The sequence below is a fragment of the Mesorhizobium sp. URHB0026 genome, assembly GCF_054059755.1.
Window position 1 is genome coordinate 145,793 of record NZ_JBSSCN010000002.1, and the last position, 26,639, is coordinate 172,431.

A 26,639-nucleotide genomic window follows, 5' to 3' on the forward strand; every position below is an offset into this window, starting at 1 on the left:
GCCACTGGTCCCGCGGCACGAACCAGCGATTGCTGTTTGGTGGCGTCAATCGCTTCCTGCTGGCAGGAGGGCGAATTCCATACTCTTATCGCGACAATCGCAGAATTGCCCCAAGATGTGAACGGACACTTTCCTGTCCGCTCGGCGGCCTGGTCTCATCGGTCAGAGTGGTTCAGTGGCCGCCGCCGGCTGTGATGTGGCCAGGCTTCTTCAGCAGCAGGACGGCCGCGAACGCGATTGTCAAGGTAACCCCCAGCAGGAAGAAGGTGTCATTGAAGGCCATGATGTAGGCCTCCTGGCGGACCCTCAGCGCGATCGCGACAATTGCTTTGTGTGCGGCGAGCGCTTGGTCGCTGACGCCCTGCGAAAGGAAGTAGCCGGTCATCCGCTCGATGCGGGCGCGAGTTGCCTCCTCGAACAGCGACACCGACTGTACCAGCACGTTCGAATGGTACTGCTCGCGCTTGGTGAGGAAAGTCTGTAGCAGCGCGATGCCGACGGCGCCACCGAGGTTTCGCGTCATGTTGAACAGGGCCGAGGCCGAGCCGGCATTCTCCGTTTCTATGCCTGACGCGGCGATCGCCGAGAGTGGTGCCAATATGAGAGCCTGGCCGAAGGCGCGCACGATGTTCGGCCAGAACAGCTGGTCGCCGGCGTATCCTCCGGTCATGTAGACATTCATGAAGTTGGATGCCGCAAACAGGGCAAAGCCGATCGCGATGACGAGACGCACGTCGAAGCGCTGCATGAGACCAGGCACCAGCGGGATCAACACGAGCTGTGGCAGGCCGGTCCAGGCAAGCACCATGCCGATCTGCTCGGAATTGTAGCCCTGAATGCGGGCGAGATAGACCGGTACGATGAAGACCGAGCCGTAGAGCGCGGTGCCAAGCAGGAAGTTGGCCAGGACGCCGAAGCCGAAGTTGCGGCGGACCAGCAGCCTAAGATTCAGCAGCGGATGGCTCGAGGTGAGTTCGATCCAGACGAACAGCGGCAGCGACACGGCTGCGACGATCGCTAGCCGCGCGATAAACGGCGAGCCGAACCAGTCGTCTTTGTTGCCTTCCTCGAGCACGGTCTGCAGCGCCGCAAGGCCGAGGGCCATGGTGACGATACCCGACCAGTCGCCCTTGCCGAGCAGGCCAAGTTGCATCGGCTGGCGGTCGAGCGAGAGCCACAGCATGCCGACCATCAGCCCGCCGGGCACCAGGTTGACGTAGAAGATGTACTGCCAGCCCCAGTTCTCGGTGAGATAGCCGCCGATGGTCGGCCCTATCGCCGGGGCGAACGTGGCCGACAGTGCGAACAGCGCCAGGCCGATCGGCTGCTTGGCTTTCGGAAGTAGTGTGATGACAATGGTGAAGGCGAGCGGGATGAGCACGCCGCCGGTGAAACCCTGGATCGCTCTTAGAACGATCATCTGACCCAGGTTGGTGGCGAAGGCGCAGCCGACCGAGAAGAAGAGGAACAGCACCGCATTGGTGATCAGATAGGTGCGCAGCGAGAAGACCTGGGACAGCCAGCCGGTTAACGGGATCACCACAATCTCGGCAATGAGGTAGGACGTCGAGATCCAGCCGCCGTCGTCGATGCCGGCCCCAATCGCCCCCTGGATGTCGGCAAGCGAAGCGTTGACGATCTGAATGTTGAGCACGGCCATGAATGCGCCGAGGGAAGAGCCGACCACCGCCACCCAGACCCGGGCCGAATTGGCGGCACCAACTGCCCCGGATGCGCTCTGGGCGCGGGCCGAAGTTGGGAGCGAGGAGACGATGGTGGTCATAGTTGCGGCTCCTGGAGCGCGTGGAGGAATGGGCCTGACCGAACGTGTCGATCTCGCGCAAAACGGCGGAACGCTCTCGGTCCGCGCCGCCGGACTGGGGGGCGATTTGACGCCCGCGCTTTCCTACCGGGTGCCGTCCACGGCAATCTCCGCGTTCACGGCGAATTTGTCGGCCAGGGCGAATTTGTCTGCTTCGGCCAGCACGGTCGCCTTGGTGTCGATGGTCGGCTCGACAGACATGCCAGGCCTGAGCAGCCCGGCGAACTCGTGACCGTCGATAGCGATCCTCACCGGGATGCGCTGCACGATCTTGGTGAAGTTGCCTGTTGCGTTGTCGGGCGGCAGCAGTGCGAATTCCAGGCCGCTCGCCGGCGACAGGCTGTCGACGTGACCACTCAGTTCGACGCCCGGCAAGCCGTCGAGGATGACGCGCACCGGCTGACCATCGCGCACGTGGGCGAGCTGCGTCTCTTTGAAGTTGGCGACGACGTAGATGGCATCCATCGGCACAACAGCCATCAGTTGCGTGCCTGATCCCACATACTGTCCGACCCTAAGCGTGCGTGCGCCGACCGTGCCGTCGACCGGTGCCGTGATCGTAGCGTAGGAAAGGTTCAGCCGCGCCTGCTCGGCGGCTGCCTCGGCGCGGTCCTTTTGGGCCATCGCACTGTCGCGCTCGGTTGCAAGCACGTTGATCTTGGCCTGCGCGGCAGCCACCGACGCCTCGTCGCGCTGCAGGCCGGCGACGAGCTGGTCGGCTTGGGCGCGGCTTGCTTCGGCCTTCTGGGCGGTACCGGTGCCGCTCCTTGCCAGGGTCGTATATCGATCGGCGTCGGCGCTGGCGAACGTCAGCGAGGCCCGCGTTGCGGCGACCGTCGCCTTTGCTTGCTCGATCAGCGAATGCTGGAGCGCAGTCTGTGCGTCAAGGTTACGGACGGCTGCCTCGGCGGCCTTGACCTCGGCATCCGCCTGGGCAAGTGCGGCACGAAAGTCGCGGTCGTCTATTCGGGCGAGAACCTGCCCTGCCTCGACCGCCTGGTTGTCATGGACCAGCACGGCGGCGATGTAGCCCGAAATCTTCGGCGCCACAGTCGTGTAGTCGGCCTTCAAATAAGCGTCGTCGGTCGACTCAAGATACTGGCCCGTAGTCCAATAGCCGTGCCCCCAATAACCGGCCGCAGCGATGCTGGTCAGAAGTGCGGTCGCGAGAGCCACGCGCTTCAAGCGTCTCCTGGGCGCTGGCGCAACGATGACATCGGGACCACCCGTCATGCGAACCGGTAATGGGCCTGGGTGTTCCGCCAACGGCTGCGCCGGTTGCTCGACGAAGGCCGCCGGCTGCTCCTGCGGCACGGCCGCCTCGGTTGCCTTGCCGAAGTTCGTGGTTGCGGGCATTTCAGACATCTCGTTCGTCCTGGCGTTCATGGCGCTTTCCACGAGGACTGCTGTTGGAGCGGCGATATCCCCGATAGCTTCCTTTCCCTTACGATCGCCCCTCAGCCTGCCTCGATTCGAACACTGTTGCGCGAGGCGCAGGCCGGTGCAGCGTGCCTGATGTAGAGGAACTCGGGCCCGTAAAGCGGTGAAATGAAATCGCGACCTGCAGACGGCAGCTGAATGAATTCCGGCATCGTAACGACGGTGCGGACAATGACGGTTGGAGCAGCCAGGTAACCTGGTGCGACGGCATTCCAGCGAGACTGCGCATTACTTTCCTCCCATCAAAGCTTTGTAGCTGTTACAGAGCTTTAGCTAGCGATATCCAACACCCGTCACGTAGTTGAAGAGCATTTGCTCCTGCACCTCTTCTTCACTAAAAAGAGCTCTCATCGCATCGCGTATGTCCAATATGCCGACAGGCTTTGCGCCGCCGTCGAGGACGGGGAGGTTTTGCAGACTTCGCGAAACCATGGTCTGGTAGACGATGTGGAGATCATCCTGCGGACCGCATGACACGATTGGGCTGGTCATGAGGGCGGAGGCCGGCGCCGGCGACCGTGGGCCGGTGAGGTGGCGGATGAGGTCGGATTTGCTTAGCACGCCTGCCGCCGCTCCATTGTCGTCACACACGACGACAAGGCCAATACCGGGCTTCGAAAGCGAAAGAGCCGCGACTTGCACCGCTGCATTGGCGTCGAGCACCATCAGGCGAGCCTTCGTCATCGCTTTGAGTTGTTCGATTTGCATCAAATCCTCCGAGAGCTCGCCTGCCCTTCTGTCGAGCTCATTTTTCGGGTGTCGTCAGGTTGGTGTCGTTCGTGTCGACAACGAATACGGCAAGCATGCGCGCGCGTTCGGTCTTGCTGGCATTCTCCTCGAAGGTGTGATGATCACCCGGAAACTCAGAAAAGTTCTCGCCGGCCCGATAAGTTTTTATCGGACCGTGATTGACCTGAGTGTTGATTGCTCCTTCGAGGACCGTGGCATAGATGAATGCCGATTTTGCGTGAGTGTGCGCCTGCGAACTGCCGCCGGGCTCATATTCGACAAGCACGCCCTTGATGCTCTTGCCCGGAACGTTGGGTAGCGGCTGATCGTAGACCAGCGTGGCCTTGGGGCCGTGCGAATCGTCGGCCAGAGCGCCGGTTGCGGAGATGGCTGCGACAGCAGCGATGAAGAGTGTAGTCCTGATCATTGTCTTGGCTCCTGGTTGTGATGGGGGATCGCCGGCCGATGGGAGGGGCGGCCGGCGATCGTGCTCTAGCCGAGGGGACGCGGCGCGAGCAGTCGGGGTTGATGATCGCGCTGATCGCGCAGTACAAGTTCGCCGTTGCTTCTGCGGCCCCGCAAAACCGCCGTTCTGTCCGCTTTTGCCATATAGCGGCCATCGGTCAGTGTCTCCATGTAGTTCCTAGCCTGCCAACCTTCGAGCCACGGGCCGGCGATGTATTTCTCGCCGTTGTAGACGTAGAATCTAGGGTCATCATTGCCGGCAATTTTTTCTCTTATATGGTAAGCCATTTCATCATTTTCCTGCATTTGTTAGTGCCGGTCTCATAACTCCGATCCGAAGGAGGTTGAGCTTCAGGGTTGCTTCATTCCCCTTGATCTTGGGGCGCGCGGGGGCACATCAGCCGTGGAGCGAGGCGTGGCTGAACCAGTCTTCGAAGCGCGTTGTGCCGATGCGCGGATGGTCGCTTGGCACGAGCGAGCGGTCGTCCAGCAGCGTGCCAAAATATCGCGCATGGGGATCCGCGGTAACTTTGCGCGGATCGTTCGTAGCCTTCAAAAACCGCGCGACCAGCTCGCTCATGCGGATCGGCTCCGGGCCTGCGATTTCGATCACCCCGTTGAGCGGCGGCGAGAGCGCAACATCGGTCATGATGTCCGCGACGTCGTTAGACGCGATTGGCTGAAAATAGGCACTCGGGACTGTGGTGATGTCACCGACCGTTCCTGACTGCGCGATGCCGCCAAGAAACTCGAAAAACTGCGTCGAGTGGACGATAGTGTAGGGGATGCCGGAGCTCCGGATGAGCTTTTCCTGGGCCGTCTTGGCGCGCATATAACCGCTGTCGGGCAGACGCTCGGCCCCCACGATCGAAAGTGCGATGTGGTGCTTCACGCCCGCCACTTTTTCTGCTGCGAGCAGGTTCCGGCCGGAGGTCTCGAAGAACTCCAGAACAGCCTTGTCCTCGAAGGAGGGTGAATTCGCCAGGTCGATGACGGTCTGCGCTCCGGCGAGCACTTCCGCGAGGCCTTCGCCGGTTATGGTGTTGACGCCGCCGTTCGGTGACGCAGCGAAGACTTCATGGCCCTTGTTACGCAGCCTCTCGACTGTCTTCGAGCCGATCAGCCCGGTGCCACCAATAATCACGATTTTCATGACGACCTCCTCGTTCGTGTTTCAGTGTTGATTTGCCTGACCGGGACAACCGCTGGCGCATCAGCTCTCGTCGTTCGGACAATGCATCAGGGCGCAGGTCCAGACCATCAAACGGAAGCATCTGTCATGCGATGCAAAGGTCTAGGATAGATGCTTCTGTAGTTTGGGGACGCTAGTCAGCGAGGAGACAGCGTCTCATCTGCTAGCCAACAGCAGCGTGAGGTCGGCGGACAGGAGGGCTTTCGGCCAACAGCAAAATCGAACTCTTCGACCGAGACGCGCCGCGCAACGTTGCCGTTCGCGTCGAGGAAACCCACGTCGTTTTCGGGTCAGACTTTCCCGTACCCCACTGCTCTTTGCGGCAGCGAAATCGACACGCCCATAGAAATATCACAGGGAATCGAAGAGTTTGGGGAAGCGGTAACGCTCTATCGAAACGAGCCCCCGGGGGGCATTTTGCAGCGCAACAGCGCCCGCGCCCCCCTTCGTCAAACCGCGACTGCTTGGCGACCGAGCAGTTGTTCAAACTCATGTGGTCGCTGCGGTTCGACCCTTGACCTAACAAGCGCTCGCCTTCTCCCAGAAGGCCGGTCGGCAGCGGCCGAGTCAGGATTGGGAGGACCGCGCGCAGCCGTTGCAGGATGCCGCACACGCTCCGCCGAGCGCCTCGTCCATGAGGCGGCGGATGGTGAGCGCGCAGCGGCCGCATTTGGGACCGCAGCCGAGACAGCCATAGACCTGACTGATCGAGCGCGTCCGCTCCGCCTCGACGGCGGAGCGGACATCCTGATCGCTCAACACATTGCATGAACAGATGATCATGGCGCGATGGCTCTCGACGGAGATTAGTTAAGTTGGTCTTCACCCGGCGAGCGGTCAGTAATCCCAGACCGCCGGTACGCAACGAAAGGCGTCGCCGTCGACCGCCACATGGCAGACTGACGGGAACGGCAGGTGAGTGGCCACCAGCGGCTCGCGGTTCGCCGCGAGTTCCCGCATAAGCCTGACGCGGACGCGGGCCGCCTCCTCGGGGTCGTGTTCGAAGCCGTTGTGCCAGTCGGGATGGTCGAATCCGACCTGGAACACCAGGTCCCCGGCGAACGTCAGCCGGTCGCCGCCTGACGCCAAGCGGACAACGCTGTGCCCGGGCGTGTGGCCGCCGGTGCGACGGACGACCACCCCCGGCGCCACCTCGTGTTCGTCTTCGAACGGGCGCAGCTGGCTGCGGTACTCATTCACGAACCGCTTGGCTGCCCGCCGAAGCGCGTCCGGAAACCCCTGGGGCATGGAAACACGGGAGAAATCGGGCGACTCCCAGAACTTGATCTCAGCGGCTGCCACGTGAATCCGCAGGTCAGGATTCAGCCGATCCTTCACGCCGTCGATGAGTAGCCCGCCAATGTGGTCCATGTGCATGTGGGTCAGCACCACGTCAGTCACGGATGCTAGATCGATGCCAGCGGCCTCCAGTCGATGGATCAGCTGCCCGGCCCGCGGTAAGTGCAAGGCCGGGTCCGCTCCCAGGCCAGCGTCGACGAGTATGGTTTGTTCGCCGCTGCGCACCACAGCCACGTTCAGCGGCCACTCGAGCGTCTCCGGCGAGAGGAACTCGTCCTCCAGCCAGGCGGTCCGGACGGCCGGATCGATGTTGTAGGCGATAGTCGGGGCCGGGATTGGTAGGATCCCATCGCTGACAACCAACACGTCGATCTTGCCGATCTTGAGTGCATAGCGCGACGGAACCAGCTCGTCGGGCCGCGGTCGAGCGGAAATATCGTTCAGGTTCATGTTTGTGTTCATGTTTGTCTCCTGTTGATCGCCTTTGCCTCGGCCATATCGGCCGTATCCGCCGCCCGCCCACTGTGGATTGGCATTTGCCATCATGGATGGCCACACGGCGTCTGCACACGAGATTGCGCCACCGCGGCATGCGCGACCATCAAACGGAAGTATCGGTCAGGCAATGCGAAGGTCCATGACAGACCGTTGCAGGGGCGGATGATCTCCCGCAGACGTCGAAAGCGACCGCTTCGAGCACGGAATAACCGCTGTGAGCAACTTGTAGCAATTGCCGGACGGCTCGTATCGTAAAGCGGTGATCATCGGCGGCTCCTAGATATCCTGCTGCCGGTCTCGCCGTCCGGCCGCACGCGGCTGACTGCCTGGTGCTCAACGAGAAATCAGACTGGCCGCCGGCAAAAGTTGGATCGCGCTGGCGCTGGCAGTGTTCGCGACATGGGCGCCCGCTGCGCGTCCTGCGGCTGGCGGTTCGGCGGCATGACGATCCCTGCAGGGACAGCCGCGGGCCTCGAAGCAGCTATCGGCCCTGCCCTGGTGCTGATCTCGCACAACCACCAAGTGCTTGCCCTGCGCTTTCCGGCTTCGCTGGCATAGCCTAGCTGGGTGCAAGTTACACTTGGCTGTTTCGCCATCATTCGATCTAAGGCGACCGCGCGCGATGGCGGTTGTCCAAATGGACGCATGGAAGCGTCGACTGTCCCCCGGCCAATGTCTGCTTACAGCAAAGAAGAAGGTGACTCTAGCGTCTGACATTGGGCGCGAAGCAGCCATTCGCAACCGGCATACACATACCAGTTGCTGGAAGTGCATAAGACGTTTAAGAAAAAGCCCGTTCCTCATCGGCCGGCGTGACCAACCCCTCCGCAGCCGGTTGTGAAGTTCATGCCGCGACGGGTCTGTTACGAAGCCTTTCATGCTTCCACATGCCTCGGCGAATGAAATGTCGCCCAGACGGTCGATAATATCCCGCCGTTCCTGCTATTTAGGTGTAGCTTGAGCGGATCGTCGTCACACTCAATTACCCGATGTCCCCAAGCACCCGGTACGCCGCCGAAGATCTTCATCCACGCCTGCGGCCTCGAGCGCCCGGCAGACGACATAGCGCATCAGGGGTTGACCAGCTCGGACGTGTCGCCTTCTGGCCCGACCACGAAGAGTGGCGGCATCTCGGTTGATAGCTGCCGCCAAGCGCGCGCACGCCGGGCAGCGCACGCGATAGTTGAATGCCCCGCGGGAACTCGACGAACACCTGCTTGCCATCGTCGAAGGCACGCAGCGGCCGCCAAGGTGCGCGATCCCCCGTCACCTCGTAGCGGATATTGACGCGAGAAAGATCGACGCCTGTCGAGACCGGCTGCGCCGCTTCGGCCTGCTGGGACCTTGACCTCGCCTGGTGTCAGGTTTTCTCCATCACATGCCGACTGTTGCAGTGGATAAGCAACATGCCCGCCCGGCGCCGGATAGCAGCTTGCCAAGCCGCTTGGCTCACGGTTGAATCGGGGGAGCGCGAAATGGTTTCCGACAACGCCTGCTCCTCGCGATTCCAGACCTCGATTCGAAAATTGTCTTCCGCTGTTTTCGCAATAGCTTCGCTGGCCAGCGCCAATCGGGTGAGTTAACGGGTGATAAGGCGGTTGAGAGCTGAATCTGTCGAGATCATTTGTTCTGAGACCCACTCAAACAGGCGTGGAAGGGGCAATCTTGAGATTCCGAGATCCGCCCGCCCAGCCAGGATGTGCTCGCCGATCTGCTCATAGCTTCCCGAAATTGAGCGGACATTCGAAGCGGTTTTTGAGTGGATGATCGCCACGACCTTGGGCAAGGTCACGAAACCGAAAACGGAGGGGGCGGAAAGTGCAATCCTCTGCTTTTCCTCGTTCTCATTGCGAAGATCGACGCTTCCAGCCGACCCAAGGACGTCAACTTCCTCTATCAAACATCCGAGTAGCGATGCTGTTGCTTCAACATGGTGTTCGGCGATGCATAACCTGTTCAATAAGTTTGGCATCGGCTTCGTATTCTGCGGCCCGCGCAGCCATTCGGTTGGCCAAGCTGTGTCTTTCCCGAGCGGCTTCGCGTTTTGCCGTCCGTTTCGCCAACTCAGCCCGCTGCTGGTGCGCTCTTAGAAGGCTGCAAAGAGCCTGTTCCGCATCGTCTGCTTGCGCCTGCATCAAAACGTCTGCTCCGAACGCATGCCCGTTGTGACAACGGTAACGGGTAATCGGCCCGTCTTCGATCTCCCAAAGCGGTCCGTGACATTCGGGGCAGACAAATGTCGAGGGGGTGCCAAGCTGGCCTTCGGTCTGTTCCATTGTGCTGTGCTCCTGAGCAGCAATTGCTGCCTCGAGTCGGATGACAGGTGGGATTTCTGGTGTCGGTGCTGCCATTTCGGAAGCAAGCCTGCGCAACAGGCCAGCCATTTCGGACAGGGCGACGCAATAGTCGACCTCCACATTCTGCAAGGCGCTCAGCGGCATATCGGGGACTGCAGCGTCGTCGGGGTCTTGGACGACGCTGACGTCGCCGCAAATCTTAATGGCGCGAAGGCCGGCGGTGCCGTCGGAGAGGCTGCCTGTGAGCACGACTCCGATCTCGCTGCCGCCAAAGCTGCAGGCCGCCGATCGAAAGAGGGGGTCGATGGCGGGGCGCGCCAAATTCTCCCGCGGACCGCGCCGCAGCAGAATGTGGCCACCGTGTAAAAGCAGGTGAGCTCCGGGCGTGCAACGAAGATGTGCCCGTTCTCAATCTTCATGCCGCTGGCGGCATTCGCTACGGGCATGTTGGCAGCGCGACCGAGAATGTCGCCGAGGTAACTCGTGGGGCCGACGTGCTGTACGATGAGCAGGGCCGCCGGAATTTCCGGCCAAATATCCCGGACAAGTCTCTTCAGCGCGTCGACACCCCCTCCGAGGCTCCGATTGCGACGATGCACCGGTTCTCGCAACCGTGGGCACGGACCGTCTCCGGCTGCGTCGCACGCTCCGCTGCTGCCGGTCGGATGCCCTGCCTTCGTCGAAGTTAGCTTCCGGACTCATCGCCGAATATTGGGCCCCGCACTGATGCCGGCTCTGAACTAACGCTTGCGTGCGCGTTTGACAGCAGCCTCTGCCACGGCCGGGGCCTCCTGAATGCTTGCCGCGCCGCCGAAATCCGCGTTCTTGGTGCGGCCAGCTCCTGGGCCCGCACCTAGATCAGCGCCTGTGGTCGGATCGGAAGCCGGATCCGAAAGAGTACGGTCGGCCATCTTGGCCACCACCTTCATGTCTTTGGCGGCCAGCTTCACAGTTGCCAGACCGTCTCCGCCATCGACGGGCATCACCTCTTCAAGGTCATCGATCCGATCCCACTCTCCGCCGGAATTCCATGGGCCAGTGACATCGCCGTCGCCCTGAGAGGTGTTAACGTACATGCTGGCGTACTTCTCTACCCCCGGGAGCTTGCCTGACGGGAAGTTGTTTTCGATGGCGTAAAGAGCTTTTTCAAACGACTTCTGGTGGGCAATCTCGCGCGTCATCAGGAAGCCGAGCGCGTCCTTGATGCCGGGGTCGTCGGTGATGTTGATGAGGCGTTCGTAAACGATCTTAGCGCGAGCTTCGGCGGCGATATTCGATCGCAAATCCACCGTGGGTTCGCCGCGCGAGTCGACATAGGCCGCAGTCCAGGGAACGCCGGCCGAATCGCACAGCGCGGGAGCCCCGCCGAACAGAATTGATTCCTTGGCTGTCGTCCCGCTAGCGCCGATCATCAGGTAAAGGTCCGCTTCCTTCATTTGGCCCTCGGCAAGTTGTGCCTTGAGCCCCTTGTTCAGCATGGTGACAATTGATCCCACTACTTCGAGATGGCTGAGTTCTTCAGTTGCGATGTCGAGCAACATGTCGCGACGGCCAAGGTCGTCCTCGCCAAGTCCTTGCGTGAAATAGCGCATCGCGGCGGCTAGCTCACCATCGGCGCCGCCGAACTGTTCCATGATCATGCAGGCCAGGCGGGGATTCGGCTCCGAGACGCGAACGGTGTATTGCAGGCGCTTGTTGTGCATGAACATGGACATTTCTCCGGGAAGTTAGTTTGCCCAAACATCCACCTGCGAGGATTGTTCCGAATTGTGTGGCGGCGCGCCAATACGGGACCCATGGTGTACGGGGTGAAGTCGTGTCTGGACGCACCTCGCAGCAAGATGCGCATGGGGTGTGCATACAGCGCAAGGGAACCGACATGAGCCCGGTGGCAGCACTCTCCTCGGTTTGTTGCAGCAGGCGGGCATCGGTCGGACTTTTGTCTCCGTAGGCCTGCGACTGATGCGGAATGCCTCTGCGATCAGCGGCCCTTGAGAAGGTCGAACACTACCTGGTTGGTGCTTGGGCCCTGGGAAATGCCCGGGCCCTTACCGAGATCCGGCTGGCCTTGATCCTCGTGCCTTGCAATCCGGATGAATGCCTGTTCCATCCCAACATCCCGTTCCCTCTGTCTTCGGCCGCAACGAGTGCTGCCGCGGAATCCGGATCCTCGGACCATTCCAAAGCATCTGGTTCATTACAAATTCCATGACACGAGCCCACGGCTATCCGTCCAGACGGTGCGAGTTGTCGTGACTACCTCCCCTACCCACTTCGAGTTATCGGTTCCAGCGCCGGCGAGCCGATTCCAGAGACCGCGCTGGACAACTTGATCCAGCCCTTTTTCAGGGGAGCGGCATCCGATACCCAGGGCTGGTCCTCGGGTTGTTTATCGCATCGGAAATTGCACGCGCCCATGGCGGCAGCCTAGTGGTGGACTCCACGACCAAGGAGACCCGCTTTTCCTTTCTCATGACGCTGGAAAGCGTCGCGGCTCGTGACGGAACTTTCCTGCTGGCCGACGGATGCCCCGACAAATCCTCTTTCCGTCCTGCCGGAATCTTTCATGGATACGTCGAGACCGATACGGTGTTCCATTGCTGTCCTCCATTCGGTGGCTGGGCCCGGTGTCGATCGAGAGCCCGATCCTAATCCTTGTATGGATGGCTCCTGCGGGTCAAGGGGTATCGGATCGGGTTTGGTGAACAGGTCGGTTGCGGCCATGTATACGGCGTCTGAATGTGCAACGGGATCGCTGCGCGCCCTGATGAATATCCGCTTGGAGAACAGGTCCCACTCAATCGAGCGCGCTCGAGGCGCTTCGGATTAATCGGGGTGTCCTGGTTCTTCGTCTCCGTTTGTTCGCCATCACCTCACTTTGCCCTGACCATTCCGAGAGCCTGTCAGGCTGACTGCGGCTCGTAACGCGATCCGTCCCTCAGGACGGCGAATATTGTTCGTGCCATGCGATGCGCCAAAGCGACGGCGACGATCTTCGTCTTCTTTCGCATCAGCATGCCCGATAGCCAGTCCGAGCTCGGCTCGCGCTTGAGTCTGCATCTGAGCATGATCTGCGCCATGGCGCCCAGATACAGCAAGCGTCGGATATAACGATTGCCCATCTTCGAGATCCGGCCCACCCTCTGCTTGCCTCCGGTGGAGTGCGGCTTGGGAGTGAGGCCGAGCCAGGCGGCATAGTCCCTTGCGCTGCCGAAATTGTCGACATCCGGCGTCGTCGCCGCGATGATCGTCGCCGACAGCATCCCCACACCTGGGATTGTGGCTAGACGCTGGCTTGTCTCGCTTTGCGCGTAGGTCTCTTCGAGCTCGTCGGTCAGCCGCTCGATCCGCTTGTCCGTCTCGGCCAACTGATCGAAGAGCAAACTCACAGGCATTCGAGCTACTTCCGGCAGTTGATCCAGTTGATCCTTCAGTCGATTGACGTTCTGCGCGCCCTTCGCCGCGATGACGCCGAACTCCGTCATGTGGGCCCGGATCGCGTTGCCGATCTGCGTGCGCTGGCGAACCAGAAAGTCTCGCGTGCGGTGAAGAACCAGAACCGACGAGCAGGCTTCGCTCTTGATGGCGACAAACCGCATGGAGGGGCGTGTCACGGCTTCACAGATAGCGGCCGCATCCGCAGCATCCGTCTTCCCGCGCTTCACGTAAGGCTTCACATAGGAGGGCGGCATCAGCCGGACGTCGTGCCCCATCTCCAGAAGCCTGCGCCCCCAATCGTGAGAACCTGCGCAAGCCTCCATGCCGATCAGGCATCGTGGACGCTTCTGGAAAAACACCAGCAACTGGCTGCGGCGAAGCTGACGGCGTACGAGAACCCGACCGTTCCCATCGACACCATGGATCTGGAAGACACTCTTTGCGAGGTCGATGCCAACTGTGGCAAGTTCTGACATGGATGGCTCCTTTGCTCGGGACGACAACATCCCAACTATGGCGCAATGCGACGCCGGGAGCAGGAGCCATCCACACCATCAATCGGAGAACAGTCAGCCGGCCAGATGTTCGAACATCGCCGCCACATCTGTGGGTACCGCTTCCGCGATACTTCATGTGGCTTCGGATGTGATCGAGTTGGCAGTTGCCGACAGATCCTTCGCGCCCTACCTCTTTTTTCCCAAGCCGGGCGGAAGGCCTGGCTTCGAGGGCGTGCTTCTAGCGCGTTGGCGTTGGGAGGGTTCCTTCTGCTTTCATGCAATCCCTTGCTCGCGACGGAGTGAAGGTTGATCGCTCAATTCACCACAGCGGGTGACGGACTTGCCTACGATATTTGCATTATCGGAGGTGGCACTGTCGGACTGGCCATTGCCTCGGCTCTCGAAAACGCGAAGCTTCGAATCTGTGTTCTGGAGGCGGGCGGAAAGTGGCAGACCAAGGGCTCGCAGGAGCTCTACGACGGCATCGTCGCAGATCCTCTCGTCCATGCGTCGCTCCAGAGTTTCCGTATACGCGCTCTGGGAGGGTCGAGCCGGGCCTGGGGTGGCCGCTGCGTGCCGTTCGATAGCATTGACTTCCAGAAGCGCGAATGGGTGAACCAATCGGGCTGGCCAATCACTTATGAAACCCTGCTACCCTATTATCGTCGGGCGCACGAGGTGCTCGAGGCTGGGCCATTCGACTACGACCCAACAAGTGCGTTACCGGGTTCTCCACCTGAACTCGTGCAGGGTGTCGACGGCGATTTGTTTAGAACCCGCTTGGAGCGGTTTAGCCCACCAACGAACATGTGGAAGCGGTTTGCCAAGTTGCTGCGGTGCTCACAGCACATCCACGTCTGGTTAAACGCGGCGGCGACGGGAATTCGCCTGGTGCCAAACGGGCGCTCAGTCCACCACATTGACGTTGTTGACCTGAAGGGCACAAAGCGTGAGGTCACAGCGTGCCATTACATATTGGCCGCCGGAGGCTTCGAGACAACCCGGTTGCTACTCGCCTCGAATGACGTGATGCAGGCTGGCATAGGCAACGCCCGAGATCAGCTTGGCCGTTACTATATGGCCCATCTCGGAGGCACTGTCGGAGCTCTAAAGTTGCCGAACGCCCTTCAGGCAGTTGCTTTTGGGTACGAGCGGGACGCGTCCGGAATCTATTGCCGAAGGCGGCTGGCGCTCACGGACGCAGCGCAGCGGGAGCATGGGTTGCTAAACCAGATCTTTCGCACCCATCTACCCGATCCTGCCGATCCCAGCCATAACGACCCGATCCTGTCGGCGATGTATCTCGCTAAAAGGGCATTTCTCCCAAAAAACGTTAGAGGTCAGCAGCAACGTTCAGTGACACTGAAGCAAATGTTCGCGCACTTTCACAACGTCGCTTCTTCGCCGTTGCGCCTCGGGCGCTTCGGTGCGGGCTGGATGGCGAACAGAACATTCGCACAGCGAAAGCTGCCCTCCGTGGTGTTGGTGCCGCGCTCCAATTTGGTCCACCTTGAGTTCCATTCGGAGCAGGAGCCGAACCACGCAAGTAGGTTGACGTTAACGACCGAACGCGATCGGTTGGGTATGCCGAAGCTGCGTGTCGATTGGAAATTCACGGACGACGACCTCCAGAGCATTGCCCGCACCTATCGGCTGCTGGGTTGCAAGTTGGAGAAGATCGGAGCCACCATTTCTGGATTTGAGCCGGACAAAGTGGTGGAAATGGCAAGAAGATCAGGAGCCATGAATGGTCATCATCTCGGCACAACGAGAATGTCTGCCAGCCCGAACGACGGTGTTGTCGACGCTGAATGCCGAGTGCATGGGCTGACGAACCTGCATATCGCAGGTGGCTCGGTCCTGGCCACATCCAGCCAGGCCAATCCCACCCTGACGATCCTGGCCCTTGGGCTGCGCCTCGCCGAGAAGCTTCGCCAGTGACGCCCATGCGGACAGAAGCTGAATGATTGCCGCCTGCTTTCGATCTCGCAACAGGAAAGCCGGGGTTAATCTGAGTGAGTGGCCAAGTCGGCCAATGCTTCCAGATGCGAAATCCCATTGCGGCATGGTCCGCTTATTCCCTGACGCGGCGGGTCTGAGATCGAGGGCTTACACGCTGCTGCGCAACTCCGTGACTCACATTAAAGATCGCCGCAGGTTAAGACCAGGGATAGCACGCCAACAGCGTAAGGCAGCAGGCCAACAGGCATTTCAGAAGCAGAAGCTCGCGAGCTGATCAGCTTTTTGGGCAGCGGTAATTGGTCATCACTCATTCGCGAAGCGCGCGGGCTGAAGCCAGAACTCTGAAGCTAATTTTAAACTGACCCACTACCGACACGCAACTTGCCTGGACCCCGACGCAGAACGTCTGGTATCACCTCGCTGCCGATACATACGCGCAGTTCATCAATGTTGATCGTGCCAGACTTCGCCGGCTTCGCTGATCTCAACGGCAGCTCGGACGCCGGGGTTGCTGTGCCGACGGCGGCGTTCCCGAGGAGCTAACCGGCGATCGCCAACCCCAGGCCAACGCCAACGCGTGGCAAAATCGAGGGCGAAGGCGCGGAGGCTTGGGAGAGATCGTCAGATCGAACCGGCGAATCTGTGATCCCACGGCTGGAACATTCTTCGCCGGGTGAAGTTTGCCACTCGCCTTGGTTTCTCCCGTGGTCCTCCCAAGGCAAGGAAGCTGCCTGCACAGCTTCCACAGCCCGCCTCGGACGGGGGCAAAACTGTCTGGGGCGGGCTTCGTTCCAGCCTGCGCATAAGTAACGACTTATGCAATGCCGCCCACGTTCTCCCAAGCGAGGCGCGGCAATGCTGGGAAGAACTCCCTTCAGCGAAGTCGAAATCGAGGGCGTCGGCACCTGTCGCTTGCCGAACCAATGGCAAGGTCGGCGGCTGAAGCGCGTCTGCGAGGCGACGACCGTCATACTGCGGCCCCGGCGATCGGTTGCGGGATGACGGTGCACCAGTTCAACAAAGTTGCCCGAGGACAAGCAGGCCGACGTGCACCGCGCCTATATGGCATTGATGTGCGCTGGCGGATCCGACCCGGCCGAGGCTCGCGTCACTCCCGCAGTCATCTGTCGACTGAGCAGAACACGAGGTCGGCCGCTGGTTACTGCACCACAAGGCGTCATTGCCGCAGGGCACTTCAGGGCCTTTGGGCCTTGTATGGCCAAACAGGAGGGGCTTTCCCAGGCGATGGCGCACCCAGCGCATGGCGTTGGCGAAGGCCCGTGAAGGCGAAGCAGGGGCATAAATGCCGCGTAGCTAACAAGCGCCGTCCGCTGGCGCCGTCCTAGCGCTCACCTTTTTTCTAAGATACCGCTCGAAAATCGCCAGTTTCTGTTCGTAGCCAATCCGCACTGTTTCTCCACAGCCATCGCATCTGAAACCAGCGATCGTTTTCACCCATGAGCCCATTCTTGTAAACGGATGTGAACAGGCAGGGCATTGCTACTCGATAAATACGTCGCGCAACTCATTGGACAGGGGCACGCGCATGTTCTCCTTTGGCGGTAAGCCCACTTCAACAAGACGGACGACGGAAGGTTCCTCTGCGCACAAGGGATCAGACCTCAGTCCCAAGATGTTTAAGCTCTCAACGCGCTGGCACCGGCTACAGGCGGGCGCCAGGACGTACGGCACGGGTTGGAAACGCGTGCTGGCGGGCCCTAGCTGTTCCCGCTAAGACGCGATGCTCGGCGCCGGCGGTTTAGCGATCAGCTTATTGTCGGTTGACACAATGGCTGCGGCCTCATCCATAGCCCCGGCCCATAGAGACCATTGACCATCTCTTCGCTCCTCCCTTTTGGAAACTGGCCGGCTGCCGAAAAGTGACCGGCCTTTTTGTACATTAGCGGAACCCGCTATTTTTTTTTGAGGCTTGCTAACTCTCAGCAGCGAGCGTGTGGACACCGCTGCTGGAAGGACCCAATCCTTGGCCGGGCCCGCATCGCCTCGCCAGTCGGTGCGGGCCCACTCGCGGGCGTCCGCAGGGGATTCTGAAGCTGCCTTAACTTGGCGGTGGCTAGAGAGACCAAAGACGTCGCCAAGCTTAGGCGACACGCCTCTTATACGAGCCGCGAGCCATCGGCTTATCAGCTTCCTTCGCTTCGATCAGCGCAGCGATATCGCCGATGTCCCACAGCTTGCCAGTCACGCCAGCGGCCATGGCTGGTGTCATCCGCAACGCCGCATGGATGCGAACAAAATTGTAGTACATGAAAGTGGAGGGCAACCGCGTTGGCGTGCGCCTCGACGTTTTTGGAAAAGCCGTTGATCAGACGGGTGAACCGCGCATGTGACCCACTACCTGCGTGTCGCGTAAAGTCGCCGTTGTATCGTTCGTACGAAAGGTGGGATTGCCGCTCCGAGGTAGAAAAACCACAATCGAGCCGACACCCCACTGGCCGCAAATGCCCCTGCCGTTGCACCGACCGTCGTAAACCTGACCCAAGCCTCGACGCAGAACGGTCCAACTCCGAAGCGAAGTCGTTAGCCCCCCGCTCCCGGTTGCTCGCAGTAAACCTGATCGTCCGAACCGCCGAAAAGCGCCGAAGAACTGCCGAACTTGAATTTTCGGAGGCATTGCCGCAGCTCGCGACTTTGCCCGCTCGGACGCGCGCAGGAGGTCGGCACAGCCTGACCGAGTTGCCGAGTCGCCCGCGCTAGCTAAGCGACCTGCGACAGGTCGCACCTCGCCATGCCGTAACGCCATAGGTGGTTGGTCTCCGCGACCCGACTTTGGTAGAACAGAGTGAGTTGCTGACCGTTGATCATCACCGTCGAGTGGCCGTTCTCCCCGTTCTCGCCGGGATCCAGGACCGGCCCAGCCGTTATGTAAGGTCCGTTCACCTCGTCGGCGATGGCGAAGAACACTCGCTGGCGGTTGCCGCGGTGACCCTCAGGGAGGAAGCACGTCGCATTGAGCAGCACGCGGCCGTCCGGCAACTCGACTAATTGGGCGCCTTCGATACCCCATTCATAGTCAGGATGCTCCCGCCCATTGTGATGGGGAACATCGGCATGGTCCAGAATCTTGCCGACACGTTTCCAGGGGCCGAACCAGGAATTGGATTGGCTGCGTGCCAGATAGACGTCCGGTTGAGGCACCCTGCTGAACTTGGGCATCCCGGAATAGACCAGGTAGCGCTGCCCGCCGATGATTGCCGGGTGCGGGTCGTAGATGCCGTCCTCGCCGGTGTCGGGTATTGCTTTGATCGCCGGGGCCAACACGACCCAGTGGAAGCCGTCGTTGGACACCGCATGCTCGCACCGTCCGCCGGACTTCATGAATTCGGTCTGAATGAACATGTGGAAAACGCCGCTCTCGTGAATGACGCCCGGCGCGGCAACACCTGACCCGCTGATACGCAGATCAACCACCGGATGCTCGGTCCAGGGACCATAGAGATCAGGAGCGGTGGCGTGCAGGATGGCCCACGTCTCGGTAGCTACGGCACCGCTGGAGCCGAATATGTGCCACTGCGTCCCGTCGAACACCGGACAAGGATCCTTCAGGTCGTCCACGCTCTGCGGCTGAAACAACGGGAAGACATTGCTGTCGAAATTGAACTTCACTTCCATGTCTTTCGTGTGAGTGCCCTTGTCCAGCTCGTCACCTTGCTCGCGCGAATCAGCCCACCATAACTGCCAGCGCTAGTTTTGTTTGAAGCCGCAGAAAACCGCCGTGCGCGGTAAGCGTCGCGTGGCGGCAAAGCCGATGTCGATTTGACGACGCCGCCATCCCGAGCCATCGAGCTTGGATCAACTTACCCAATGCTAGTTAACCGCAAACAGGCAAACCCCAACTCAAAACCCGCCCTATAACATATGTTAGGCGCCGAAAAGTTCAAGATTTCTAAGAAACGTCGGAATGGAATTCGTCGGAGGCGCCTGCTGTCTTCGACGAAGGCGGCGGCGATGCCTGGCGGTGATTGCGGCGGGGGGGTGACGCGCACCTCGCTGCGCGGTGTGTTCGAGCCAGCACGAACAAGGCCGCGAGACGCGCCGTCGGGAACGTCGGCAATCAGGCAGAGCCGTGTTCGCGCAGATCGGTCTCCTCCGCCACCTCTTTTCGTAGCTCTCGGCGGGAGCGTTCCGCTTTATCCGAACTATTCTCGTCGTTTGTCCGCTCGAGTTCGCGATCGATTGTCTCGCGTGACCCCTCTGCCGGATCCTGTTGCGGAGATGTGTGCGGGCCGGTTTCGATCTTGCCGTCGCCGGGAACCGAGCGGTCGCGAGACTTCGACATCTTCAGCTTCCCTTTCGTCTGTCATCTGCCTCGGCGTTCCGATGGCATGAATTTCCGATGGCATGAATTCGGTCGCTTCCCTGCCGAACCGGATCGCCGACGCTTTGTTCCGTTTTGGCCGGCCCGTGGCGTCAGAGCGATGCCCCCACCGGGTCCGGAACATTCGTGGCAGTTAAAAGTTCGGCCAACACCCTTACCGTGATCGGCCCTTATGCCCCCCACCTCACCCTCGGACGTCGTCATTCGTAAGCTGCAGAGAATCTCTGAGCTCCGGGAGTCCGATCTCGCGGTCCTGAGAGCCCTCGCGATCGAGGAGAAGGAATTCCAGGCGAATCATGACGTGGTCCGCGAGGGCGACCGGCCTTCACATTCGTTCGTCCTCGTCGACGGCCTGATCGGCTCCACCAAATTTACCGGCGAGGGTAAGCGGCAGATCACATCCTTCTTCGTAACCGGGGATATTCCGGATCTGCACGGGCTCCATCTTTCCGTGATGGACTGCACCTTCTCGACGCTCACGCCATCGCGGGTCGGCTTCATTCGGCACGACGCGCTGCGTGCCATCTGCGAACAACATCCTAACATCGCGACTGCGTTCTGGCGGTCGACGCTGATCGATGCGGCGATCTACAGAGAATGGGTAACCAATGTCGGAAGGCGCGAGGCCTTTACGCGGATGGCTCACGTGCTGTGCGAGCTGATCTGCCGGCTGCGTGCGGTCGGACGCATCCAGGACCACGTCGCGGATATTCCAATCACGCAAGCAGCCCTTGGCGACGCTTTGGGCCTGTCCACTGTCCACGTGAACAGAACGCTGCAGGAACTGCGCCGCAAGGGCCTGATCGCCACATCGGGCGCCAGGGTGCAAGCCCTGAACTGGCCAGATCTCGTCCGCGCAGCGGATTTCGATGCGACCTACCTGCACCAGAGGAACCCCGAAGCCGGGCAGTGACGGAAGCTATCCCGATGGGAAGATATTTTTTTGACAGTGGTGATCTCGAGGACGAGGTGGGTATCGAATGCACAGGGCTTGAAGAGGCGCGCCGGGCCGGCCTAGAAGGCTTGAAAGACCTGGCGAGGCACGCACTGAGGGACGTCAATGGACAGCAATTGTTCCTCGAAATCAGAAATGAAAGCGGCGACAAACTGCTGAGGCTCAGCATTCGTCTGCACGTGAAGCGATGGGATAGTATCTAGAGCACGTCCTGTTTAATCCGCATCATATCCTGCGGCCTTAAAGAGTTTGTGCATTCGGCTGGCGTGAAGAGGTCGAGAAGCGGACCGACGGCGTCCCACAAAGCCTTGATTGTTCTCTCGGCCTTTGCTCGCAACAACGCCTTGAGCTTGGAGAAGGCGTTGTCGGTGGGATTGAAGTCGGGACTGTAGGGCGGCAGGTAGAGCAGGCTTGCCCCTGCGGCCTCAATCGCGTCGCGCACGCCGGCGGCCTTGTGGGCGGGCAGGTTGATGGGGGTGGACGCCCCCTCACGGCGTCGCTGTGCCAAAGTGGTGTCGTCAAACATCATCGAACGGAGGCGTCCATGTTGGAAGTTAACACAATCGGATTGGATCTGGCGAAGAACGTGTTCCAGGCGCACGGCGCGGATGTATCGGGAGCCGTGCTGTTCAGGAAGAAGGTTCGCCGTGATCAAGTACTTCGGTTTCTTGCTGATCAGCCGGCCTGCACGGTTGCCATGGAAGCGTACGCCGGCAGCCATTATTGGGCGCGGGAGATTGCGAGGCCGGGGCACGGTGGTTCGGCTAATCGCTCCGGGATACGTCAAGCCATTTGTGAAGCGTCAGAAGAACGATGCGGCTGATGCTGAAGAGATCCGTGAAGCTGCACAGCGGCCGACCATGCGGTTCGTAGCAGCGAAGAGCGAAGAGCAGCAGGCGGCGGCCATGGTGTTCCGTTCGCGTTCTGGTAGTTCGGCAGCGGACCCAGAGGATCAATGCGATACGGGGCCATCTTGCGGAGTTTGGACTTGTGGCTGCGCAGGGCCTCTTCCACGTCGCCAAGCTTGTCGCTGCGATTGAGAGTGCGGATTCCACTATACTCGAAGCCGCTCGCCCGATGTTGTCTCTGCTCGTTGAGCAACTGCGGTCACTGGATGAGAGGGTGGCTGTACTCGATCGCGAGATTGCCCGGCGCGCTGCACGCCATAGGTCCGCGCCGCATGGCCGCCTTCTATCACCAGAAGCGCCATCTCCTCTCGACTAGAGACGTGAGACAGGCATTCTTGTGGATGTTCATTCGGACCCTCCGGTGAGTGCTGAAGCGTTGTAACTCCAGTCTCCTCGGTTTGGTCCGAATGGACAACCTAGTGAAAGCTCACATCTAGACGACCCGCTCACGTTGCCATCCGCTCACAACAACCACTTACTTAAAGTCGGGCGTCCAATGAAATTGGGAGACGGCCGGAAGCGCCGACGCGAAATGCTGGACGTGCCCCCTACATCCACGCAACGCCGACGCTTGGCATTCGAGCCGGAACAAATGTCCGGTTGCACAGTTCGAGCCATGCAGCGGTCGATCCCCGCGCTGCAAGATCGGTAACCCGATCGCCCGCGCCGGCCCCTCCCACGGCGCGGGCTTTCGTATGCATTCACGCTATGGGGTTGCACTTGCTTCGCCGTTATCGTGAGCCGGCTGACCACGCTGTCCGGTGCCGCGGGATATCGGCGACATCGGCAATCGCGCATTCCCGGCAGGCCGGCCAATGCACGGAACAACGCGGCACTATGATAGTTGGGTGGCCTCAGAAAGTGGCAGAGAACGATGGGCAAAAAACCCAAACAGCACAGAGAATCCACGGCGGATCGTGAAAAGGCGATCGAGGCGCTCTACTTCGCGCGCAAGTGCGGCCTCACGAAGGAGGAGGCACTCAAGATCCTCAGGGAAGCCCCGATCAGGATCGATGATGAGAACGAAGAGCGCTCCGGCATCCGGACTTAGAAGCGATTGCCGATCACGCGTTGCAGGTGGCCGTGGCGCATCATCTTCTTCGCCTCGGACCCGCATTTCAATCGATCCGCGCATTCTGCGCCTCGGCCGGCGTCCCTTCGCCTCGGAGCAAGACCGGGTGCTGGTTGCACTTTGGAACTCGCCCGAACGACGAGGTCTGGCACCTCGGCGATACCGCCAAGGGTCCGGCCGAAACCGTATCTTGGCCTGCGAGCGTGCACCACTACATGGAGCTTGCTGCCGAGGGCACATTGCTACGCACGCCCTTGATCACTGCGACGGCACCCACATTGAAGTCCCTGCCCTCCATCAAGCCAGCGCACATCTCGACCTCGCCGTCCGAATTGAGGGCACTTCCTATCCCGCATTGAACGTCGGGTCCGCCTCGAGGACACGACCGGCAGCTTCCACCGCATCGACCGCGGTTCCGCCGCCGGCCAGGACGGCCCGACCTGCCTCGAGTGCCTCGATGCATCCATTGCGATGCGCCTCCTCTTCTTGCGGATCGATCTCCTTGGCGCCGCCATGCAGGATTAGCGACCACATCAGCCGGCCCTCAGATGGCGAACATGGGTCTGATCAGGCCCTCGCCTCGAAGGCGTCGCGCCTCCGAAGCCGGTCACCTGTCGCCACACAGCCTCAACGTCGTCGACGGTGAGCACGACAAGGTCGTTCTCACGTGCAAGCCGGAGACACACGTCGACGGCCTCCTTCTCGGGACAGACGGCGTGTATGCGGCCTGGGGCGCAGCCGGCGGTCAAGGCACCTTCCCGCAGCAAGCCGGCGATCGCGCCGGGGGCGCGGCCGCGCAGCTCCTGCTCATCTTCCTTGAAGACGATGACATCGAATATCCGCGAAGCGATCGCACCCATCTTGCGTATGTCGCAATCGCGGCGGTCACCCGGTATGGCGACCAGGCCGATCGTGCGCTGGTAATCGCGCCTCATGTGGGAAACGAGCTTTCCGAGCGCCTTCAGCCCCTCCGGATTGTGCGCATAGTCGACAATAGTGCGGAAATCATGCCCGTCGAAGACGTTGAGGCGACCGGGAGATTCTACGACGAACCATCCTAGCCACGAAACGGGCTATACCATCGCTCGAGCCGCGTGACGTCTTCCTGGTGTAGGCGTACTGCCTCCCACGTCTTCTCGTACAACGTGGTGGCGAGATAAGTAGCGGCTCCGCAAGCCGCAATGGCCTCGACCGGCCGGGGACTGCCGGGGTGGCTCGAGGCTCTATGGAACATGAGGCACATTTCCGAGTTGGGAGAACTTCAAACCATAAACAGGAGCAAGCCTTGGCACACGATTCACGCGACCGGATCCGGGACCTTTACGTTACCGGGCTTCGCAACGCTCATGCGATGGAGAACCAAGCATTGAGCATCATGAAACCGCAACTGGAGCGCATCGAAAGTTACCCACAGGTGGCCGAGAAGCTGGATCAACATATCAGGGAGACCGAGGGTCAGATCGGACGGCTGGACAGCCTTCTGGAAGGACTGGGAGAGTCCAATTCGACGATCAAGGACATGGCGCTTTCGCTGGGCGGAACCATGGCCGCGATGGGCCATACGGTTGCCGGGGATGAAATCCTCAAGAACAGCTTCGCCAATTTCGCGTTCGAGAACTTCGAGATCGCGGCTTACAACTCGCTGCTGGTAATTGCCGACCTGGCCGGCGAGACACGGGCCGAAGGACCATTGCGCCAGAATCTGTCCGAAGAAGAAGGGATGGCAAGGTGGCTTCAGGCGAACCTCGCCGGCGTGACCCGTCAATTCGCGGAACTGAAGAGTGTCGGCGAAGAGGCCAAAGTCTGAGATGGCCGGTGTCCAAGCCGTCCCTGACCTGCTGTTCTCGCCCAGCCTCTTCATCAACGGCTTGATCACCGCCGACACGGTAACGTGCTGGAACGGCTGCAGCCGATCCGCAGTGGAAATGGCCGCTGCGCGTGGAACTGAACACGCAGGGCAGGGACGCGATGGCGCCAGCCTGCCGCATTCCGCTCGAACTTCAGTTGTTTCAGCAACTATTCCGCCGGCATTACGATTTTGGCCGCTTTTCGCAAAGAGGCGCGATACCTGACGCGAGATACAGTCCTGCTGGTGCACGAGCGCAGGCTTGAAACCATGCTCCAGTCTTCGAATCGTGCAGGAACGATTGGAACTGCTGAAGACCGCCGAGAAACTTGAACAAGAAGGGTTTGCCCAATTCGCCGAGGGTAGTTTTGCTGTTGTGGGTTTGTCGAGGAAGTGACGCGAGGGCGAAGACGAACTGCTACCTAACGGCGGCAGAGGCACTCGAGTTCGGCCTCGTCGCGGCAATCCTTCAATGAATCATGGGCAATCGAGCGACGGAGATGGACGGCGTACGATCGAGGAGGCGATCATGATGACGCTGAGCCTACGAAGCAAATGAAGGCCCCAGCCTCTCGCTGGAGTTTTACCGAGCCCGCGTCATGACATTCTCAGCGAGGATTTCCGCACGGAAACGGCATCGCTATGGCGTTCGCCAGGCCGGGGCAATCGTCCACGCGACGGGGCCACGGCCGCCGAGGTAGCGGCCGCTCGTGCATACGGCACCCCCGTCTCGTATTCAGTACTTGACGTCCGGGACATGGCTGCGGTCGAAGGATATTCCAGTCAGTTCACATCCGTTGCAGCGCTCGTAAATTGCGCAGGGGTAAACCTGCGCGCCGCGGAATTCACTGTCTAGGCTTTCGAAACGGTGGTCGATATCAATCTCACCGGCTCCATGCGGAGTGCGAGCGCGTTCCGTGGGGCACTCTCGAACGGGGGCGCCATTGTCAACATCGGTTCGATGTTCGCGTTTTTCGGCGCTGCTCATGCGCCGGCTTACGCCGCAACCAAGGGCGCCGTCGTGCAACTTACCAAGTCGCTCGCCATCGCCTATGCCGGGGATGGCATCCGCGTAAACGCATTGGCGCCTGGCTGGATCGAGACCGCGATGACCGCCGCGCCACGCGCCGATCCAGCTCGCAACGGGGAATTGATGAAACGCACTCCGATGGGTCGCTGGGGTACGCCGGGCAACCTGACTGGCCCCGCCTTGTTCCTGTGTTCGCCGCTCGCGGGGTTCATCACCGGGGCAATTTTGCCGGTTGACGGCGGCTATCTCATTGCGTGAGGCGTTGGCTATGCTGCGCGACCGATCTCCAAGCCTGCGTCATCGAGATCAAGATCGAAGGCGACCAATCGACCATGCCTCACTGCAATTGCCGCCACCAACTCGGCAAGCTCGCCTTCCGTATGCTCGCAAAAAGCTGCCTGTTTCCTGACAATCGTGACCGCATCCCGGGTCGACACGACAGAGAACGGCTTCCGGGATCTCACGAAGGATTCCGCGACCTCCGCGACAGATGAAGCTCGGTCGAAATTATCTTGCATACTTGCACCTCATACGACGCTAGCCCAAGCTCGGCCCGCGCAAATTGTTCCCATTGGCATAATGCAGCCTGGTTAGCATCCGGCTTGGGCTCCTTGTGTGCGAAGGCAGGGAGCAACGCGACATGGCCGTCGCCGTCTGCCTTTGGGCTGGACGCATTCGTCTCCACTCGACCAAAGGTCACGCCATCGGCCAGTCCTCGCTATATGCTTCAAATGCGAACACGGGCCCGACGCCCACAGACGAGCAGGATCGGATGTGTCCAAGCCGCTCGCTAAACTTTCCGATCCTCGGACCAACGCAGTTCCGCGCAACAAGTCGCCGGGAGACCTGT

At 60.6% G+C, this 26,639-nt stretch carries 22 protein-coding genes and 7 pseudogenes; 7 read left to right on the top strand and 22 right to left on the bottom strand.

Annotated elements, in window-relative coordinates:
* Positions 1–172: 172 nt before the first annotated feature.
* From ACVWWD_RS29315 to ACVWWD_RS29385, 15 genes and pseudogenes are all read right to left on the bottom strand, one after another.
* Complete coding sequence (locus tag ACVWWD_RS29315) at positions 173–1,783, bottom strand: MDR family MFS transporter (protein ID WP_352675946.1); 1,611 nt, start codon at positions 1,781–1,783, stop codon at positions 173–175.
* Positions 1,784–1,906: 123 nt separating this feature from the next.
* The gene (locus ACVWWD_RS29320) at positions 1,907–3,187 is read right to left on the bottom strand and encodes an HlyD family efflux transporter periplasmic adaptor subunit (protein ID WP_435053618.1); all 1,281 of its coding nucleotides are present in this window, start codon (positions 3,185–3,187) and stop codon (positions 1,907–1,909) included.
* Between the two features lie 348 nt (positions 3,188–3,535).
* Complete coding sequence (locus tag ACVWWD_RS29325; RefSeq protein WP_352551402.1) at positions 3,536–3,970, bottom strand: CBS domain-containing protein; 435 nt, start codon at positions 3,968–3,970, stop codon at positions 3,536–3,538.
* Between the two features lie 37 nt (positions 3,971–4,007).
* Positions 4,008–4,418 carry a cupin domain-containing protein gene (locus tag ACVWWD_RS29330; protein ID WP_352565480.1) on the bottom strand — a complete coding sequence of 137 codons (411 nt, stop codon included), beginning with the start codon at positions 4,416–4,418 and terminating at the stop codon, positions 4,008–4,010.
* Positions 4,419–4,483: 65 nt separating this feature from the next.
* Positions 4,484–4,762 (bottom strand): hypothetical protein, encoded by a 279-nt coding sequence (locus tag ACVWWD_RS29335; protein ID WP_352551398.1) that lies wholly within the window; start codon positions 4,760–4,762, stop codon positions 4,484–4,486.
* Positions 4,763–4,853: 91 nt separating this feature from the next.
* Positions 4,854–5,609 (bottom strand): SDR family oxidoreductase, encoded by a 756-nt coding sequence (locus tag ACVWWD_RS29340; protein WP_352551396.1) that lies wholly within the window; start codon positions 5,607–5,609, stop codon positions 4,854–4,856.
* Between the two features lie 606 nt (positions 5,610–6,215).
* Entirely contained in the window at positions 6,216–6,431 is a 216-nt protein-coding gene (locus ACVWWD_RS29345; RefSeq protein ID WP_352551394.1) for a (2Fe-2S)-binding protein, read from the bottom strand.
* A 54-nt stretch (positions 6,432–6,485) separates the two neighbouring features.
* On the bottom strand, positions 6,486–7,409 hold the full coding sequence (locus ACVWWD_RS29350) for an MBL fold metallo-hydrolase (protein ID WP_352565478.1): 924 nt from the start codon (positions 7,407–7,409) through the stop codon (positions 6,486–6,488).
* A gap of 1,112 nt (positions 7,410–8,521) precedes the next feature.
* Positions 8,522–8,796: pseudogene (locus tag ACVWWD_RS29355) on the bottom strand (TrbG/VirB9 family P-type conjugative transfer protein); the annotation flags it as partial.
* 9 nt (positions 8,797–8,805) lie between these two features.
* Positions 8,806–9,015, bottom strand: coding sequence for a hypothetical protein (locus ACVWWD_RS29360; RefSeq protein ID WP_352565476.1), 210 nt, complete (start codon positions 9,013–9,015; stop codon positions 8,806–8,808).
* 9 nt (positions 9,016–9,024) lie between these two features.
* Positions 9,025–9,417 carry a hypothetical protein gene (locus ACVWWD_RS29365; protein ID WP_352675960.1) on the bottom strand — a complete coding sequence of 131 codons (393 nt, stop codon included), beginning with the start codon at positions 9,415–9,417 and terminating at the stop codon, positions 9,025–9,027.
* A pseudogene (locus ACVWWD_RS29370) lies at positions 9,371–10,341 on the bottom strand (chemotaxis protein CheB). Before ACVWWD_RS29370 ends, ACVWWD_RS29365 begins: the two are co-directional and overlap by 47 nt.
* Positions 10,342–10,482: 141 nt before the next feature.
* Entirely contained in the window at positions 10,483–11,451 is a 969-nt protein-coding gene (locus tag ACVWWD_RS29375) for a manganese catalase family protein (protein ID WP_352565474.1), read from the bottom strand.
* A 272-nt stretch (positions 11,452–11,723) separates the two neighbouring features.
* Positions 11,724–11,852, bottom strand: coding sequence for a hypothetical protein (locus ACVWWD_RS29380; RefSeq protein WP_352565472.1), 129 nt, complete (start codon positions 11,850–11,852; stop codon positions 11,724–11,726).
* 793 nt (positions 11,853–12,645) lie between these two features.
* Entirely contained in the window at positions 12,646–13,656 is a 1,011-nt protein-coding gene (locus tag ACVWWD_RS29385; RefSeq protein WP_023832783.1) for an IS110 family RNA-guided transposase, read from the bottom strand.
* 327 nt (positions 13,657–13,983) lie between these two features.
* Here ACVWWD_RS29385 and ACVWWD_RS29390 point away from each other — a divergent pair, with 327 nt between their 5' ends.
* On the top strand, positions 13,984–15,618 hold the full coding sequence (locus tag ACVWWD_RS29390; protein ID WP_352565470.1) for a GMC family oxidoreductase: 1,635 nt from the start codon (positions 13,984–13,986) through the stop codon (positions 15,616–15,618).
* A 2,122-nt stretch (positions 15,619–17,740) separates the two neighbouring features.
* Here the strand turns inward: ACVWWD_RS29390 and ACVWWD_RS29395 are convergent.
* The 3 genes and pseudogenes from ACVWWD_RS29395 to ACVWWD_RS29405 form a co-directional block, all read right to left on the bottom strand.
* Positions 17,741–17,981, bottom strand: a pseudogene (locus ACVWWD_RS29395) (IS1 family transposase); the annotation flags it as partial.
* Between the two features lie 376 nt (positions 17,982–18,357).
* A complete protein-coding gene (locus ACVWWD_RS29400) occupies positions 18,358–19,272 on the bottom strand; it encodes a glycoside hydrolase family protein (protein ID WP_352565468.1) in 915 nt (304 codons plus the stop codon).
* A gap of 442 nt (positions 19,273–19,714) precedes the next feature.
* On the bottom strand, positions 19,715–19,939 hold the full coding sequence (locus ACVWWD_RS29405; RefSeq protein ID WP_352565466.1) for a hypothetical protein: 225 nt from the start codon (positions 19,937–19,939) through the stop codon (positions 19,715–19,717).
* A 211-nt stretch (positions 19,940–20,150) separates the two neighbouring features.
* On the opposite strand from ACVWWD_RS29405, the gene ACVWWD_RS29410 reads away from it, so the two are divergent.
* Both ACVWWD_RS29410 and ACVWWD_RS29415 read left to right on the top strand, forming a co-directional pair.
* On the top strand, positions 20,151–20,891 hold the full coding sequence (locus tag ACVWWD_RS29410) for a Crp/Fnr family transcriptional regulator (RefSeq protein ID WP_023775478.1): 741 nt from the start codon (positions 20,151–20,153) through the stop codon (positions 20,889–20,891).
* Complete coding sequence (locus tag ACVWWD_RS29415) at positions 20,888–21,136, top strand: DUF6894 family protein (protein ID WP_245275659.1); 249 nt, start codon at positions 20,888–20,890, stop codon at positions 21,134–21,136. The genes ACVWWD_RS29410 and ACVWWD_RS29415 overlap by 4 nt, the downstream gene beginning before the upstream one ends.
* A gap of 12 nt (positions 21,137–21,148) precedes the next feature.
* Here ACVWWD_RS29415 and ACVWWD_RS29420 read toward each other — a convergent pair.
* Positions 21,149–21,402 (bottom strand): annotated as a pseudogene (locus tag ACVWWD_RS29420) (transposase); the annotation flags it as partial.
* Positions 21,403–21,477: 75 nt separating this feature from the next.
* Here ACVWWD_RS29420 and ACVWWD_RS29425 point away from each other — a divergent pair.
* Both ACVWWD_RS29425 and ACVWWD_RS29430 read left to right on the top strand, forming a co-directional pair.
* Positions 21,478–22,091, top strand: a pseudogene (locus ACVWWD_RS29425) (IS110 family RNA-guided transposase); the annotation flags it as partial.
* 624 nt (positions 22,092–22,715) lie between these two features.
* Positions 22,716–22,892 (top strand): hypothetical protein, encoded by a 177-nt coding sequence (locus ACVWWD_RS29430; RefSeq protein WP_023775474.1) that lies wholly within the window; start codon positions 22,716–22,718, stop codon positions 22,890–22,892.
* A gap of 232 nt (positions 22,893–23,124) precedes the next feature.
* Here the strand turns inward: ACVWWD_RS29430 and ACVWWD_RS29435 are convergent.
* Together ACVWWD_RS29435 and ACVWWD_RS29440 are read right to left on the bottom strand one after the other, a co-directional pair.
* Positions 23,125–23,447: pseudogene (locus ACVWWD_RS29435) on the bottom strand (isoaspartyl peptidase/L-asparaginase).
* Positions 23,447–23,935, bottom strand: a pseudogene (locus tag ACVWWD_RS29440) (glutamate ligase domain-containing protein); the annotation flags it as partial. The pseudogenes ACVWWD_RS29435 and ACVWWD_RS29440, both read right to left, overlap by 1 nt.
* A gap of 263 nt (positions 23,936–24,198) precedes the next feature.
* On the opposite strand from ACVWWD_RS29440, the gene ACVWWD_RS29445 reads away from it, so the two are divergent.
* Positions 24,199–24,720, top strand: a complete 522-nt coding sequence (locus ACVWWD_RS29445; protein WP_031241481.1) for a ferritin-like domain-containing protein — start codon at positions 24,199–24,201, stop codon at positions 24,718–24,720.
* Positions 24,721–25,627: 907 nt separating this feature from the next.
* On the top strand, positions 25,628–26,047 hold the full coding sequence (locus tag ACVWWD_RS29450; protein ID WP_352565464.1) for an SDR family NAD(P)-dependent oxidoreductase: 420 nt from the start codon (positions 25,628–25,630) through the stop codon (positions 26,045–26,047).
* Between the two features lie 8 nt (positions 26,048–26,055).
* Here the strand turns inward: ACVWWD_RS29450 and ACVWWD_RS29455 are convergent, their stop codons facing one another.
* A complete protein-coding gene (locus ACVWWD_RS29455) occupies positions 26,056–26,307 on the bottom strand; it encodes a hypothetical protein (protein ID WP_352565463.1) in 252 nt (83 codons plus the stop codon).
* Positions 26,308–26,639 lie beyond the last annotated feature (332 nt).

Bases quoted from the DNA above. Each gene is read 5' to 3' on its own strand.
- ACVWWD_RS29350 (WP_352565478.1), bottom strand. From the start codon at position 7,409: ATGAACACAAACATGAACCTGAACGATATTTCCGCTCGACCGCGGCCC.
- ACVWWD_RS29385 (WP_023832783.1), bottom strand. From the start codon at position 13,656: ATGTCAGAACTTGCCACAGTTGGCATCGACCTCGCAAAGAGTGTCTTC.
- ACVWWD_RS29345 (WP_352551394.1), bottom strand. From the start codon at position 6,431: ATGATCATCTGTTCATGCAATGTGTTGAGCGATCAGGATGTCCGCTCC.
- ACVWWD_RS29400 (WP_352565468.1), bottom strand. From the start codon at position 19,272: ATGGAAGTGAAGTTCAATTTCGACAGCAATGTCTTCCCGTTGTTTCAG.
- ACVWWD_RS29330 (WP_352565480.1), bottom strand. From the start codon at position 4,418: ATGATCAGGACTACACTCTTCATCGCTGCTGTCGCAGCCATCTCCGCA.
- ACVWWD_RS29335 (WP_352551398.1), bottom strand. From the start codon at position 4,762: ATGCAGGAAAATGATGAAATGGCTTACCATATAAGAGAAAAAATTGCC.
- ACVWWD_RS29455 (WP_352565463.1), bottom strand. From the start codon at position 26,307: ATGCAAGATAATTTCGACCGAGCTTCATCTGTCGCGGAGGTCGCGGAA.
- ACVWWD_RS29380 (WP_352565472.1), bottom strand. From the start codon at position 11,852: ATGGAACAGGCATTCATCCGGATTGCAAGGCACGAGGATCAAGGCCAG.
- ACVWWD_RS29410 (WP_023775478.1), top strand. From the start codon at position 20,151: ATGCCCCCCACCTCACCCTCGGACGTCGTCATTCGTAAGCTGCAGAGA.
- ACVWWD_RS29405 (WP_352565466.1), bottom strand. From the start codon at position 19,939: ATGTCGAAGTCTCGCGACCGCTCGGTTCCCGGCGACGGCAAGATCGAA.
- ACVWWD_RS29365 (WP_352675960.1), bottom strand. From the start codon at position 9,417: ATGCCAAACTTATTGAACAGGTTATGCATCGCCGAACACCATGTTGAA.
- ACVWWD_RS29375 (WP_352565474.1), bottom strand. From the start codon at position 11,451: ATGTTCATGCACAACAAGCGCCTGCAATACACCGTTCGCGTCTCGGAG.
- ACVWWD_RS29320 (WP_435053618.1), bottom strand. From the start codon at position 3,187: ATGTCTGAAATGCCCGCAACCACGAACTTCGGCAAGGCAACCGAGGCG.
- ACVWWD_RS29430 (WP_023775474.1), top strand. From the start codon at position 22,716: ATGGGCAAAAAACCCAAACAGCACAGAGAATCCACGGCGGATCGTGAA.
- ACVWWD_RS29325 (WP_352551402.1), bottom strand. From the start codon at position 3,970: ATGCAAATCGAACAACTCAAAGCGATGACGAAGGCTCGCCTGATGGTG.
- ACVWWD_RS29315 (WP_352675946.1), bottom strand. From the start codon at position 1,783: ATGACCACCATCGTCTCCTCGCTCCCAACTTCGGCCCGCGCCCAGAGC.
- ACVWWD_RS29340 (WP_352551396.1), bottom strand. From the start codon at position 5,609: ATGAAAATCGTGATTATTGGTGGCACCGGGCTGATCGGCTCGAAGACA.